The sequence below is a fragment of the Polynucleobacter sp. JS-Safj-400b-B2 genome (assembly GCF_018881975.1).
Taxonomy (GTDB): Bacteria; Pseudomonadota; Gammaproteobacteria; order Burkholderiales; family Burkholderiaceae; genus Polynucleobacter.
The window spans coordinates 87,494-100,678 of sequence record NZ_JACVPJ010000003.1; the positions used below are offsets into that span (position 1 = coordinate 87,494).

The 13,185-nt window shown below is 46.8% G+C and carries 12 protein-coding genes and 1 pseudogene; 10 read left to right on the top strand and 3 right to left on the bottom strand.

Going from position 1 to position 13,185, the window contains the following annotated elements; all coding sequences use genetic code 11:
* Window positions 1-21: 21 nt before the first annotated feature.
* Window positions 22-849: an NADPH-dependent 7-cyano-7-deazaguanine reductase QueF gene (gene queF / locus ICN48_RS04205; RefSeq protein ID WP_216152473.1), complete on the top strand. Its 828-nt coding sequence runs from the start codon at window positions 22-24 to the stop codon at window positions 847-849.
* A gap of 74 nt (window positions 850-923) precedes the next feature.
* Here the strand turns inward: queF and ssb are convergent, their stop codons facing one another.
* Window positions 924-1,379 (bottom strand): single-stranded DNA-binding protein, encoded by a 456-nt coding sequence (gene ssb, locus ICN48_RS04210; protein ID WP_216152474.1) that lies wholly within the window; start codon window positions 1,377-1,379, stop codon window positions 924-926.
* Between the two features lie 83 nt (window positions 1,380-1,462).
* Entirely contained in the window at window positions 1,463-2,647 is a 1,185-nt protein-coding gene (locus ICN48_RS04215) for an MFS transporter (protein ID WP_216152475.1), read from the bottom strand.
* A 37-nt stretch (window positions 2,648-2,684) separates the two neighbouring features.
* Between ICN48_RS04215 and uvrA the strand changes: the two genes are divergently transcribed.
* A complete protein-coding gene (gene uvrA, locus ICN48_RS04220; protein WP_216152476.1) occupies window positions 2,685-5,585 on the top strand; it encodes an excinuclease ABC subunit UvrA in 2,901 nt (966 codons plus the stop codon).
* 32 nt (window positions 5,586-5,617) lie between these two features.
* Here uvrA and ICN48_RS04225 read toward each other — a convergent pair whose 3' ends face one another.
* A complete protein-coding gene (locus ICN48_RS04225) occupies window positions 5,618-7,600 on the bottom strand; it encodes a monovalent cation:proton antiporter family protein (RefSeq protein WP_216152477.1) in 1,983 nt (660 codons plus the stop codon).
* A gap of 11 nt (window positions 7,601-7,611) precedes the next feature.
* Here ICN48_RS04225 and ICN48_RS04230 point away from each other — a divergent pair, with 11 nt between their 5' ends.
* The 8 genes and pseudogenes from ICN48_RS04230 (at window position 7,612) to hprK (ending at window position 13,183) form a co-directional block, all read left to right on the top strand.
* The gene (locus tag ICN48_RS04230; RefSeq protein ID WP_216152478.1) at window positions 7,612-8,604 is read left to right on the top strand and encodes an SIS domain-containing protein; all 993 of its coding nucleotides are present in this window, start codon (window positions 7,612-7,614) and stop codon (window positions 8,602-8,604) included.
* 24 nt (window positions 8,605-8,628) lie between these two features.
* Window positions 8,629-9,201 carry an HAD family hydrolase gene (locus ICN48_RS04235; protein WP_216152479.1) on the top strand — a complete coding sequence of 191 codons (573 nt, stop codon included), beginning with the start codon at window positions 8,629-8,631 and terminating at the stop codon, window positions 9,199-9,201.
* A gap of 3 nt (window positions 9,202-9,204) precedes the next feature.
* Complete coding sequence (lptC, locus tag ICN48_RS04240; protein WP_216152480.1) at window positions 9,205-9,846, top strand: LPS export ABC transporter periplasmic protein LptC; 642 nt, start codon at window positions 9,205-9,207, stop codon at window positions 9,844-9,846.
* Window position 9,847: 1 nt separating this feature from the next.
* The gene (lptA, locus tag ICN48_RS04245) at window positions 9,848-10,420 is read left to right on the top strand and encodes a lipopolysaccharide transport periplasmic protein LptA (RefSeq protein WP_255539455.1); all 573 of its coding nucleotides are present in this window, start codon (window positions 9,848-9,850) and stop codon (window positions 10,418-10,420) included.
* Window positions 10,417-11,184: an LPS export ABC transporter ATP-binding protein gene (lptB, locus tag ICN48_RS04250; protein ID WP_216152481.1), complete on the top strand. Its 768-nt coding sequence runs from the start codon at window positions 10,417-10,419 to the stop codon at window positions 11,182-11,184. Before lptA ends, lptB begins: the two co-directional genes overlap by 4 nt.
* 193 nt (window positions 11,185-11,377) lie before the next feature.
* Entirely contained in the window at window positions 11,378-11,701 is a 324-nt protein-coding gene (gene hpf / locus ICN48_RS04255) for a ribosome hibernation-promoting factor, HPF/YfiA family (RefSeq protein ID WP_012358449.1), read from the top strand.
* 33 nt (window positions 11,702-11,734) lie between these two features.
* Window positions 11,735-12,200, top strand: a pseudogene (locus ICN48_RS04260) (PTS sugar transporter subunit IIA).
* The gene (hprK, locus tag ICN48_RS04265; protein WP_216152482.1) at window positions 12,197-13,183 is read left to right on the top strand and encodes an HPr(Ser) kinase/phosphatase; all 987 of its coding nucleotides are present in this window, start codon (window positions 12,197-12,199) and stop codon (window positions 13,181-13,183) included. The pseudogene ICN48_RS04260 and the gene hprK overlap by 4 nt, the downstream one beginning before the upstream one ends.
* Window positions 13,184-13,185: the final 2 nt, after the last annotated feature.

The following is a 13,185-nucleotide window of genomic DNA, read 5'->3' on the forward strand; positions in this document are numbered from 1 at the left end:
CAAAAAGAAATAAAGTAATTCATGGCAACAATTTCACTCGGACAATCAACGCAATACCCAGATCAATATGATCCAAGTTTGTTGTTTCCCATTCCAAGAGCTGAGAATAGAAAAAAGCTGGGTCTCAAAGAGGGCCAGGCATTGCCATTTGTAGGTGTTGATATTTGGAACGCCTATGAACTGAGTTGGCTTAATCAAAAAGGGAAACCCCAAATTGCATTGGCTGAGTTTCAGACTCCCGCAGACTCACCAAACATGATTGAGTCCAAGTCATTCAAGCTGTATCTCAACAGTCTCAATAGCGCACGCTTTGAGGATGAAAATGAAGTTAAAGAGCGGCTTATTGCGGATCTCTCCGCAGTTGCTGGTAGCAAGATCACTACTCGCATCAATCCCACCGAAGCAGTGTCTAAAAAAGGCATGCAGGAAATGAGCGGCATCTTGATGGATCGCCTCGACATTGAAGTGGATCCAAATTTGCCAGCTGACCCAAGCCTGCTGGGTGTGAATGAATCCTTTGGGCCGATTGAGCAATGCTTAGTCTCTCACCTGCTAAAATCTAATTGCCCGGTTACGGGTCAGCCTGATTGGGCTAGCGTACAAATTCGTTACCAAGGTAGACCAATCCTTGAGGAAGGTTTATTACGTTACCTGATTGGCTTTAGGCAATTAGGTGAATTTCACGAGCATTGCGTTGAAACTATCTTTACCGATATCAAACGACAGTGCAAACCAGAAAAGCTATCTGTATATGCTCGCTATACACGACGTGGCGGCCTAGACATTAATCCTTTCCGTACCGATCACAATTCACCTTGGCCAGATAACATTCGGCACGCACGACAGTAAGATATAAAACTTAGGCAATAAAAAACCCCTTGTAGGAAATCCTAGAAGGGGTTTTTGCTATTGCGGTAATTACTTTAAAACGGGATATCGTCATCCATTGCACCGAGTGATGCAGCATTAGAGGCTGCTGGAGCAGAATGCTCAGCCGGCTTTGAGCGGCTATAGCTCTCGCCACCGTCACCACTTCCGCCCACTGGCTTGCCACCAAGCATTTGCATCGTTTCTGCAACGATCTCTGTGGAATACTTTTCTTGGCCGCTTGCGTCAGTCCATTTGCGTGTACGCAAACGGCCTTCAACGTAAACCTGTGAACCTTTTTTGAGGTACTGACCAGCGATTTCTGCAAGCTTGCCAAAGAATGCAACGCGGTGCCATTCTGTGGTTTCTTTCATTTCGTTAGTTTGTTTGTCTTTGTAGCGATCAGATGTTGCTACTGAAATATTTGTAACTGCGTCGCCGCTTGGCATGTAACGCGTCTCTGGATCACGTCCTACGTTACCTACGATGATGACCTTATTTACCGAAGCCATGTTGTCTCCCGAAGAAAAAATACTACTGTTATTACTACTAAAAAAATAAACTGCTCGCTTTAATTTAATCTATGAAGCTGCGGTTATGTCGTGGTGCTTACATCCTTGGATTCTGTTGCTCTCGTTGGCATTTCACCCATCGACCAAGCAATTATAAGCCAGCAAACTAGGAGTGCTACGCCCATTGCAAAGACCGATAAATCACCATGGCTATCCATTAAATAGCCGCCAATAACCGCCCCTGAGAAGAGGCCAATCGATTGGGTAGTGTTGTAAACACCTAATGCCGTGCCCTTAGATTCTCGAGCAAAACGAGATACCAAAGAGGGTTGTAAGGCTTCTAGCAAATTAAATCCTACAAAATAAACCAGTAATGCAGTTGCAATCATCATGACTGAATTTGCTTGCGTAAAGATGAACTCTGCAAGCAGCAATAAAATAATCGCAACTAATAGTACTGTTCTTAATTTCTGCTTCTTCTCGCCGTAAATAATTGCGGGCGCCATGAATACGAATGACAGTAACACTACAGGAAGATAAATTTCCCAGTGTGATGAGAGCGGCAATCCAGCCTGTACTAGCAAACGCGGGACCACCAAGAACATCGCTACTTGAGTTGCATGTAATACAAACACGCCAAGATTTAAACGCATTAAGTCTGGACGAAAGAAAACTTCTTTTAATGAAGCTTGTTGAACTTTTGCCTCTGGCTTGCTCGTTGGCAAAACGGAATAAGTAACAAACATCGCAATCACGCCCAACACTGCTAGAACTATAAAAATTCCGCTCAGACTAATCGCGCGATAAATCGGGGCGGCAATAACCAAGGACAACGCAAACGAGAGGGCAATACTGCCACCAACTAATGCCATGGCTCGAGTACGGACCTGCTCACGAGTCAAATCCGCTACCCATGCAGAAATCGCTGCCGAGACCGCCCCAGCACCCATAATCCCACGGCCAATAGCAATCCAGAGCAGGTCATCTTTAGCTGCGCAAATTAAAGCTCCAGCCACAAACAGGGATAAGCCCCATAAAACAACTGGTTTACGCCCAATTCGGTCCGATAAACGGCCCAAAGGGATATAAAAACAGGCCTGCACAATATTGAAGATCCCGAGGGTCAAACCTACCCAGAGGGCGTGCTCACCACCCGGCAAGCCACGCGCATGAATGCTAAAGATGGGCAAAAGCAAGAAAAGGCCCAGCATACGGAGGCCAAATATGCCTGCCAAGGCCAGAGTGGAGCGAAGTTCAGAAGGATTCATGGGAAAGAGCTATATTAACAAGTTACGCTAAATAATCATGAATAACGAAATCAAGATCCGCGGTGCCCGCACCCACAACCTCAAAAACATCAATCTAGACATCCCTAGAGAGAAACTTGTTGTCCTTACTGGCTTATCAGGCTCAGGCAAAAGCTCATTGGCTTTTGACACTCTGTATGCAGAAGGCCAACGCCGCTACGTGGAATCTCTCTCGGCTTATGCCCGTCAGTTTTTACAACTCATGGAAAAGCCAGATGTCGATACGATTGAAGGGCTTTCACCAGCGATTTCCATTGAGCAAAAAGCAACGAGTCATAACCCGCGCTCAACAGTGGGTACCGTTACTGAAATTCATGATTATTTGCGTTTGTTATTTGCACGCGCAGGCACACCCCATTGCCCAGATCATGATCTTCCACTAGAAGCCCAAAGCGTTTCCCAAATGGTTGACACTGTGTTGTCGATGCCGGAAGATACGAAGCTCATGATTCTCGCTCCTGTTGTGAGTGAGCGCAAAGGTGAGTTTGTCGACCTCTTCCAGGATCTGCAGGCACAAGGGTTTGTGCGCTTCCGCGTGCGCTCTGGTGGTGGCACGGCAAACGTTGCTAAAGCAGAAATTTTTGAAGTTGATCAATTGCCAACGCTTAAGAAAAACGATAAGCACTCTATTGAAGTGGTAGTGGATCGCATTAAAGTACGTCCTGATATTCAGCAACGTTTGGCAGAATCTTTTGAGATAGCCCTTCGCCTGGCTGATGGCAAAGCCATGATCGTAAATATGGATACTGGCAAAGAGATGATTTTCTCTAGCAAGTTTGCTTGCCCAGTTTGCTCATATTCATTACAAGAGTTAGAGCCTCGCCTCTTCTCGTTTAACAACCCAATGGGCGCATGCCCATCTTGTGACGGCCTAGGTCACCAGTCCTTCTTTGACCCTAAGCGTATCGTGGCGCACCCTGATTTATCACTCGCTTCAGGCGCCATTAAAGGCTGGGATCGCCGCAATCAGTTCTACTTCAAACTCCTTCAGACCCTAGCCAAACATGGCGGCTTTGATGTAGAGAAGCCATTTGAGACACTCAATAAGAAGCAACAAGATTTGATTCTCTTGGGCTCTGGTGATGTCACTATTCCTTTTGAATACATCAACGAACGAGGCAAAAATAGCATTCGTGAACATGCCTTCGAGGGTATTGTTGCGAACTTTGAAAGACGCTATCGCGAAACTGATTCCATGACAGTTCGCGAAGAACTATCGCGCTATCAAAATGTCCAAACCTGCCCAGAATGTAACGGTAGTCGTTTGCGTAAAGAGGCACGCTTTGTCAAAGTCGGTGAGAAAAAACAATCTCGCGCAATTTATGAGATCAGCGCCCTACCACTGAAAGAAGCTAAAGAATATTTTGAAACGCTTGAACTCAAAGGCGCTAAACGAGAAATCGCTGACAAGATTGTCAAAGAGATTGGTGCACGTCTGCGCTTCTTAAACGACGTAGGTCTGGATTACCTTTCCCTCGAGCGCAGTGCCGACACCTTGTCCGGTGGTGAGGCTCAACGTATTCGTTTGGCTAGCCAGATTGGCTCTGGCTTAACAGGTGTAATGTACGTATTGGATGAACCGTCCATTGGTCTGCATCAACGTGATAACGATCGCCTGATTGGCACCCTGAAGCACCTGCGTGATTTAGGTAATAGCGTTTTGGTAGTTGAACATGATGAAGATATGATCCGTGCCTCTGACTGGGTGATTGATATTGGCCCTGGGGCTGGCGTTCATGGTGGTGAAGTGGTTGCTCAAGGCACGCCGGCAGAAGTAGAAGCAAACCCAAATTCTTTAACGGGCGCTTATCTTGCTGGCAGAGAAGCCATTGCGGTTCCAGAAAATCGTATTCCTGTAAATGATCGTTTCTTAGAAATCATTGGCGCGCGTGGCAATAACTTGCAATCAGTTCACGCCAAGATTCCCGTTGGATTATTAACCTGCGTTACTGGTGTATCAGGCTCAGGTAAATCCACCTTAATTAACGATACCTTGCATCATGCTGTCGCGCAGCATCTGTATGGATCGAATGCAGAGCCTGCAGCACATGATGCGATCAAGGGTCTAGAGCATTTCGATAAAGTCATTAGCGTTGACCAGTCACCGATTGGCAGAACACCGCGCTCTAACCCAGCTACCTATACCGGGCTATTTACTCCGATTAGAGAACTCTTCGCTGGCGTACCCGCATCTCGAGAGCGTGGCTATGAAGCTGGTCGCTTCTCTTTTAACGTTAAGGGTGGTCGCTGTGATTCCTGTGAAGGCGATGGCGTACTCAAAGTAGAGATGCACTTCCTACCTGACGTGTATGTTCCATGCGATGTATGTCACGGCAAGCGCTACAACCGCGAGACCTTAGATATTCGCTACAAGGGTAAGAATATTCATGAAGTGCTCTCGATGACTATCGAACAGGCACATGAATTCTTTGAAGCGGTTCCAGTTGTGAAGCGCAAACTCAAAACATTGCTAGACGTAGGTCTTGGCTATGTGAAACTCGGGCAAAGTGCCACCACCCTATCCGGCGGTGAAGCGCAACGTGTGAAACTTTCTCTTGAGCTTTCTAAGCGTGATACCGGCAGAACCCTATATATCCTCGATGAACCAACCACGGGTTTACATTTCCATGATATCCAATTGCTATTAACCGTGATTCAAACGCTCAAGAAACAAGGCAATACGATTGTCATCATTGAGCACAACTTAGATGTTATTAAAACAGCTGATTGGATTATTGACTTAGGGCCTAAGGGCGGCGCCGGCGGTGGACAGATCATTGCTACTGGTACACCTGAAGATGTGGCTAAAAATGAATTGAGTTTTACAGGTCACTACCTAGCTCCACTGCTGACTCGCAAAACACCCACTCCTGCAGCCAGCAAAAAGAAAGCGAAGTAAAGCAACAAAAGCGTGCAGTGTTTGGATTGATCTCAGAGTAATTTAGCTTCAGCTAAATCAGTCGCCTCTGAATTGCCTGAGATCACCAAAATATCATTGGCCTCAAGCTGGAGATCTGGAGTAGGATCCAACTTCACATAATCTGCGTTTCGACCCTTGCGCCTTACTGCCTGAACATTGACGCCGTCTTTCTCCAGATCGAGTTCACCGAGCGTTTTGCCAATTGCCCGTGAATGCGGTAGCAGGGTAATTGCGTGTAAGCGCCAAGATTCATTCGAACCAAAGTCATCGTCTGCAGATCCCCGGAAATAGCCCCTGAGCAAGCTGTAACGCTCTTCTCTTGCTGTCGTTATGCGTCGTACTACCTTACGCATTGGCACGCCCATAATCAGCAGAACATGGGAAGCAATCATTAAGCTACCCTCAATGAGCTCGGGCACGACTTCGGTAGCACCAGCTGCCTGCAGTTTTGCAATATCTGCATCATCTCTAGTACGAACCAGCACTGTCATACCAGGGCGTAAATGTTCAACCTGACGAAGAACCCGCATGCTTGCTGCAGTATCAGCATAGGTGATTACAACTGCCTTAGCTCTCGAAAGGCCGGCGGCAACTAAATAATTTTCACGGCTTGCATCGCCATAAACTACATTATCACCAGCAGCCGCAGCCTCTTTGACGCGATCAGGATCTAAATCCAGAGCAATGTAAGGAATTTTTTCTTGGTCAAGCATGCGCGCCAAACTTTGACCTGAACGACCAAAGCCGCAAATGACTACATGGTTTTCATTGCGTACGCTTTTAGAAGCAACGCGAGTGAGAGCTAGTGATTGCAGCAACCATTCATTGCTAGAAAAACGCATTGCTATACGATCACTGTACTCAATGAGAAATGGTGCGCAGAACATTGAGATCAACATAGCTGCTAATACTGCTTGACTCAAGGTGGGGTCAATTAGATCCAATCCATCAATCTGATTGAGCAACACAAAGCCAAATTCACCTGCCTGAGCCAAACACAAGCCGGTTCTAATGGAGATGCCAGTACCGGAACCAAAGGCCCGTGATAACAAGGCAATCAGGCCAAACTTAAAGATGAGCGGGCCAATCAGGAGCACTAAAACCAGTAACCACTGCTCACGTATGACATTGAAATCTAGCAACATGCCAATCGTAATAAAGAAGAGGCCAAGCAAGACATCACGGAACGGTTTGACATCCTCTTCCACCTGGTGACGATAAGGAGTTTCTGAAATCAACATGCCCGCCAAGAACGCACCGAGAGCCAGCGATAAACCAAAGTGCTCGGTTAATCCGGCCATACCCAACACAATCAACAAGAGGTTGAGCATGAATAATTCTTGTGAGCGTAACTTAGCAACCAACCTAAACCAATGACTCATCAAGCTTTGACCAATAAAGAAAATCAATACCAAAGCTATCGTAATTTTGATTGAGGCTGCTGTAAGCGCAACAAATAAGTCTGAAGGATTTTTTCCGAGTGATGGCAACAAGATCAGCAGGAATACAACCGCCAAATCCTGGAATAGCAAAATGCCTACGACATTACGGCCATGTTCGATCTCTAACTCAGCACGATCCGAGATCAGTTTGGTCACAATGGCAGTAGATGACATTGCTAACGCGCCACCTAAGGCGATAGCAGCATGCCATGAAATGGGATAAATCCAATTAATCAAAAGACTCGCTGGGACTGCCAGCAACATAGTCAAAATGACCTGACTACCCCCCAATCCAAATACGATCGACCGCATGGCTCTGAGCTTATGAAGATTAAATTCCAGGCCGATTGAGAACATCAGGAACACCACACCAAACTCAGCCAAATACTTCACCGTAGCCGAATCATTTGCCAAGCCAAGGGCATGTGGGCCAATCAGCACGCCAATGGCCAAATAGCCCAGAATAGGGGGTAAGCCAAAATAGCGGAAAATAACCACTCCGGCCACACCCGAGGCCAGGAGAATGAGGGTTAATTGAAGGACTGACGGCATATACTTACTTGATGATAGCTAAGACTCGTGAACGTACCCTAAAGCTTGCGCGCGACACCCTCACTATTGAGGCTGCTGCACTGCAAACCATGCGTGATCGCCTTGAAGGCGCTAACGCTGACGCCCTTGTGCTGGCAGTTGAGCTTTTACATGGCTGCAAAGGCAGAATCGTGGTGTCCGGAATCGGTAAATCGGGACATATTGCCCGAAAAATTGCTGCCACCTTTGCCTCCACCGGATCCCCAGCATTTTTTGTTCATCCTGCTGAAGCCAGCCACGGTGATCTAGGCATGGTGACCAGAGATGATGTTTTCGTCGCTCTTTCCAATTCTGGCGAGACCGATGAACTTCTCACCATCGTTCCAATTGTGAAACGTACGGGCGCAAAACTGATTGCCCTTACTGGTGCCCCAAATTCTTCTCTTGCCAAATTAGCAGACGCGCACTTAGATACCAGCGTTGAAAAAGAAGCTTGTCCTTTAAACCTCGCGCCTACTACTAGCACCACTGCAGCACTAGCAATGGGTGATGCGCTAGCGGTTGCCTTATTAGACGCACGAGGCTTTGAAGCCGAGGATTTTATTCGCTCCCATCCCGGCGGCAGACTAGGTCGCAAGCAACTGATGCATGTAAGCGAAGTGATGCGTAGTCTTGCAGAAACGCCGAAGATTTCTATCGACGCTTCACTGCAAGATGCCTTGCTTGAGATGACATCAAAGCGTATGGGCATGGTGGTAATACTAGACGCCAACCAGAAAGTATTTGGCATTTTGACCGATGGTGACTTGCGTCGCCTCCTAGAAAAAACTACCAATCTAGCTGGCATCAAACTCGAGAGCGCAACCACTCCAGATCCCCGCACCATACCAGCAGAGTTACTTGCTGAAGAAGCAATTGAGATGATGGAAAAACATCGTATTAATCACCTAGTGGTGACTGATGACAAAGGCCATTTACTAGGCGCCTTAAATCTGCATGATTTATTTGCCGCCAAAGTCATTTAATTTAATTAGTGATCGAAATTTTTTATGCCTAGCGCCTTTACACCTCATAACACCAACCCCCTTACGCAATACCCACAAGCTTGGGAGCGCGCTGGTCAAGTAAAACTTCTAGTATTGGATGTTGATGGCGTTCTGACCAATGGACAGGTTTGGATTGGTGCGGATGGCAAAGAGTCTTTAAAAGCTTTTGATATTCAAGATGGCTTAGGAATCAAATTATTAGAGCAATGCGATATTCCGACTGCCATTATTACCGGCAGAAGTTCCAAAATGGTTTTAGCGCGCTGTGAAGAGCTTGGTATTAAATATGTTCACATGGGCGTTGAAAATAAAGCTATCGCATTGGGAGAACTCATTAAATCTCTTGGACTGACTACAGCCGATTGCGCTGTCATGGGTGATGATTGGCCAGATCTGCAAATGATGAAAAATGCAGGCCTACGGATTTGTCCGGCACAAGGTCATGAGGCTGTTAAAGGGTTCGCTCACTTAGTGACGACTCGTAGCGGTGGCAACAGCGCCGTGCGCGAGGTATGCGATCTGATTCTGAAAGCACAGAATCGTTATGAAGAATTGCTAAATAAGGCCCGTAGCTAAGTAATGCAATTAAAGCCTCAACAAATTAGAGTAGGCATTGGTCGCGTCCTTTTGCGTCTAATGCCCTTGATTTTGATGGGCGCACTAACACTAGCAACCTTTTGGCTCGTACAAAAAAATACTCCGCCAGAAAAATCTCCCCTAGAGCGTGTGCGACTTCATGAGCCCGATTACACAATTAAAGATGGCGCACTGTCTGCCTTAAATGAATTAGGCAACACCAAATATCGAATTTTGGGAGTCAAAGTTACTCACTACGATGACGATGCCTCAATCGATATCCTTACACCTCGTATGCGCTTGTTTCAGGCAGAGAAAGCGCCTGTTACCGTCAAGTCAGATACCGGACATGTCGATGGCGATCTCACTATTTTGGATTTGTACGATAACGCCAGTATCTTTCGCCCCGCTCAAGAGGCGACGGCATCACAGCCTGCTACTTTAAGAATGTTGGCTAGCTCAAGCTATTTCAAAGTACTTATCAACGATGACATTATCGAAACAGATCGGCCAATTACCCTTGAGCAAGGGATGTCGATCATGAGCTCTACTGACGGTGGTGTATTTAATAACGTTGAGCAAAGCATGGTGCTCAGCGGTCAAGTCAAGGGACGCATCGAACGCGCCCCACGGAGTAAACCATAAAATGGTTCCGATGAAATACATGCTCACACGTGTAGCGATACTCAGCTGTCTCGCGCTTGGGTTGACCGCTCCTGTTTCAACGTATGCAGAGAAAGCAGATCAAGATAAACCCATCATCCTCGAAGCCGAAAAAGTTTCCGTGGATGATGTCAAACAAGTTTATGACCTTAATGGTCAAGTATTACTGATTAAGGGCAGCATCATTGTTACCGGCGAAGATGGACATATTGCAGTAGATCCTCAGGGCTATGAATTTGTGGATGTTGTTGGAACGCCTGAAGCAGTAGCAAGCTTTAGACAACGTCGTGAAGGACTTGCTGATGAATTCATGCAAGGTCGCGGCACTCAAGTGACTTATGACGCAAAGACAGAGTTTCTAACCCTTACCGGTGATGCCAGCCTCAAGCGCTTACTCAATATGCAAATGCTTGATCAGCTGAAAGGCTGGAAAATTGAGTACGATGATGTAAAGCAGTACTATCGAGTCGTACCCCCCAAAGATGCAAAGCCGGATGATTTGCCTACAGCAAGGGCCATCCTTTCACCAAGACGAAAAGCAACCCTAGAGAAATGACAGCGGATTTAGCCCAAATCAATGATGCGCCAACACTAAGTGCCCATAATTTACAAAAACGTTACGGCTCAAGAACTGTAGTTCGGGACGTATCAGTCCAAGTAAGGTGTGGTGAAGTCGTTGGATTGCTAGGGCCAAATGGGGCGGGCAAAACAACCTCCTTCTACATGATTGTTGGCCTTGTCCCACTGGACGGGGGAAACATCGTTTTAGATGGCGCAGATATTACGCATTTACCCATTCATCAGCGTGCTCGCATGGGTCTCTCCTATTTGCCGCAAGAAGCCTCGGTATTCAGAAAGCTGAACGTAGCGGAAAATATTCAAGCCGTACTAGAACTCCAGGCTCAAGGAGGCAAACCCCTCAGCAAGGCTGAAATTGCCAACCGCCTGGATGAACTCTTAGGCGAACTCCAAATCAGCCATCTTCGTAATAACCCAGCCCTTTCCCTTTCAGGTGGTGAACGTAGGCGCGTGGAGATTGCTAGAGCTCTCGCTTCCCAGCCAAAATTTATCTTGTTAGATGAACCATTTGCTGGTGTTGACCCTATTGCCGTTGGGGAAATTCAACGAATTGTGCGCTTCCTTCGAGACCGACAAATTGGGGTGCTCATCACAGACCATAATGTTCGTGAAACCCTAGGCATCTGCGATCACGCCTACATCATCAGTGAAGGCAGTGTATTGGCCGAAGGCAAGCCTGAGCAGATTATTCAAAACGATGCCGTTAGAAGAGTCTATCTGGGCGAAAACTTCCGGATGTAAGCCAGGCAAGGCTCTACGCTTCTAAAGTAATAAAAATTGCACTTCCCTCTTGGTTTTCAGCAAATTCGCTGATACGCTGGAGGCTCATGGTTTATTTTCCAAAAAAAACAGCACAAAAAATTTCAGGGGCTTGCTGCGCACCCCGGGTATGACAATGCGCACGCATCTATAGCATCTATAAAAGGAGTCGCTAATGAATTTAAAAATTAATAGCCGTCATGTGGAAGTTACCCCTGCCATGCGCTCTCATCTCGAGGCGGGGCTAGCCAAAATTCGTAAGCACTTCGACCACGTCATTGATGCGTCTGCTTTTCTGGTGGTAGATAAGGCCAAAGAAAAGGATTTACGTCAAAGCGCTGAGATCACCATTCACCTTAAGGGCAAGGACTTGTTCGCTGAAGCACACAATGCAGATCTCTATCACGCCATGGATGCTGTAGTTGATAAACTAGAGCGCCAAGTCGTAAAACATAAAGAAAAGATTCAGGATCATCATCACGAAAAGCATTTTGAGTGATCAAGTGCGTCAGGACACCTATAATCAATTCACATGAATGCCCTGATCAATCTTTTTACTCCCGACTGCATTGCATTAGACATCCCCGCCAAAAGCAGGGCTGATGCATTTGCAGCCGCTGGAGAACTATTCTCCAAACAAACAGGTATCGCAGCTAACTCAGTAGTTGAGTTCCTCAATGCTCGCGAAGATTTAGGCTCCACCGCCCTCGGCGCGGGTGTAGCTATACCCCATGCATGGTCGGGTTAAGGGCTTAAAGCAGCCTAGCGCAGCCTTTATGAGACTGCAAAATCCAATCGAATTTGCTGCTCCGGATGGCGAAGCGGTATCCATCATGATTTTTTTATTGGTGCCCGAAAAAGCCACGCAACAACATTTAGAAATTTTGTCTTCGATCGCTCAGCTCCTATCGGATGCTAATGCTCGCCAGACCTTGTCTTCTGCAACAGATCCTGTAAAAGTGTGCGAACTCTTACAACACTGGGGCACAGCAAAATGACTCAGCTATTACTCCTAGAGGGAGTAACTGCTCAGCAGATTTTTGATGACAATGTTTCAGACCTAAAACTTTCTTGGATTGGCGGTCTTGAAGGCGCGGATCGTAGATTCCCACCTGAGGCCGTAAAGGCAGCTGCTGCCAGCTCAGACTTGGTGGGTCACTTAAACCTCATTCACCCAAGCCGTATTCAGATATTTGGTGAGCAAGAGGTTGACTATCACGCAGCACTAGAGCCAAAACAAAGACAAGAGCAAATTGCGAACTTGATCTCTAAGACCCCGCCTTGCGTCATCGTAGCCGATGGCAAGAGTGCGGACCCTGACTTAAAGTTATTCTGCCAGCGGTCTTCAACGCCTTTATTCACTACTGCGATTTCTGCAGCAGAAGTCATTGACCATTTACGTACCTACTTAACTAAGATTGGCGCGCCTCAAATCACGATGCATGGTGTCTTTATGGATATTCTGGGTTTAGGGGTACTCCTCACCGGCGAATCTGGCCTAGGTAAAAGTGAATTAGGTCTTGAGCTCATATCTCGTGGGCATGGACTGGTTGCTGACGATGCAGTTGACTTTGCACGCCTTGGACCGGACTACATTGAGGGTCGCTGCCCAGTTATCTTACGTAACCTACTTGAGGTGCGTGGATTAGGCTTGCTCGATATTCGCACGATATTTGGCGAAACTGCCGTGCGTCGCAAATTAAAACTCCGTCTAAATGTTCAATTGGTTCGCAGAACTGATGGTGAGTTTGAGCGCTTACCCCTTGAGGCTCAACATATTGATGTTCTAGGGATCCCAATTCGTACAGTCAAAATTCAGGTGGCTGCAGGTCGTAACTTGGCCGTACTAGTGGAGGCCGCTGTACGCAATACCATTTTGCAACTGCGTGGCATCGATACCTTAAAAGAATTTATCGAACGTCAGCGTATTCAAATGAATGCTGAAGCTGACGCCACCAAATCACAAGGTCGCCTACTCTAAAT

Excerpts from the sequence above, each read along its gene's own strand:
- queF (WP_216152473.1), top strand. The coding sequence starts at position 22 with ATGGCAACAATTTCACTCGGACAATCAACGCAATACCCAGATCAATAT.
- ssb (WP_216152474.1), bottom strand. The coding sequence starts at position 1,379 with ATGGCTTCGGTAAATAAGGTCATCATCGTAGGTAACGTAGGACGTGAT.
- ICN48_RS04215 (WP_216152475.1), bottom strand. The coding sequence starts at position 2,647 with ATGAATCCTTCTGAACTTCGCTCCACTCTGGCCTTGGCAGGCATATTT.
- uvrA (WP_216152476.1), top strand. The coding sequence starts at position 2,685 with ATGAATAACGAAATCAAGATCCGCGGTGCCCGCACCCACAACCTCAAA.
- ICN48_RS04225 (WP_216152477.1), bottom strand. The coding sequence starts at position 7,600 with ATGCCGTCAGTCCTTCAATTAACCCTCATTCTCCTGGCCTCGGGTGTG.
- ICN48_RS04230 (WP_216152478.1), top strand. The coding sequence starts at position 7,612 with ATGATAGCTAAGACTCGTGAACGTACCCTAAAGCTTGCGCGCGACACC.
- ICN48_RS04235 (WP_216152479.1), top strand. The coding sequence starts at position 8,629 with ATGCCTAGCGCCTTTACACCTCATAACACCAACCCCCTTACGCAATAC.
- lptC (WP_216152480.1), top strand. The coding sequence starts at position 9,205 with ATGCAATTAAAGCCTCAACAAATTAGAGTAGGCATTGGTCGCGTCCTT.
- lptA (WP_255539455.1), top strand. The coding sequence starts at position 9,848 with ATGGTTCCGATGAAATACATGCTCACACGTGTAGCGATACTCAGCTGT.
- lptB (WP_216152481.1), top strand. The coding sequence starts at position 10,417 with ATGACAGCGGATTTAGCCCAAATCAATGATGCGCCAACACTAAGTGCC.
- hpf (WP_012358449.1), top strand. The coding sequence starts at position 11,378 with ATGAATTTAAAAATTAATAGCCGTCATGTGGAAGTTACCCCTGCCATG.
- hprK (WP_216152482.1), top strand. The coding sequence starts at position 12,197 with ATGACTCAGCTATTACTCCTAGAGGGAGTAACTGCTCAGCAGATTTTT.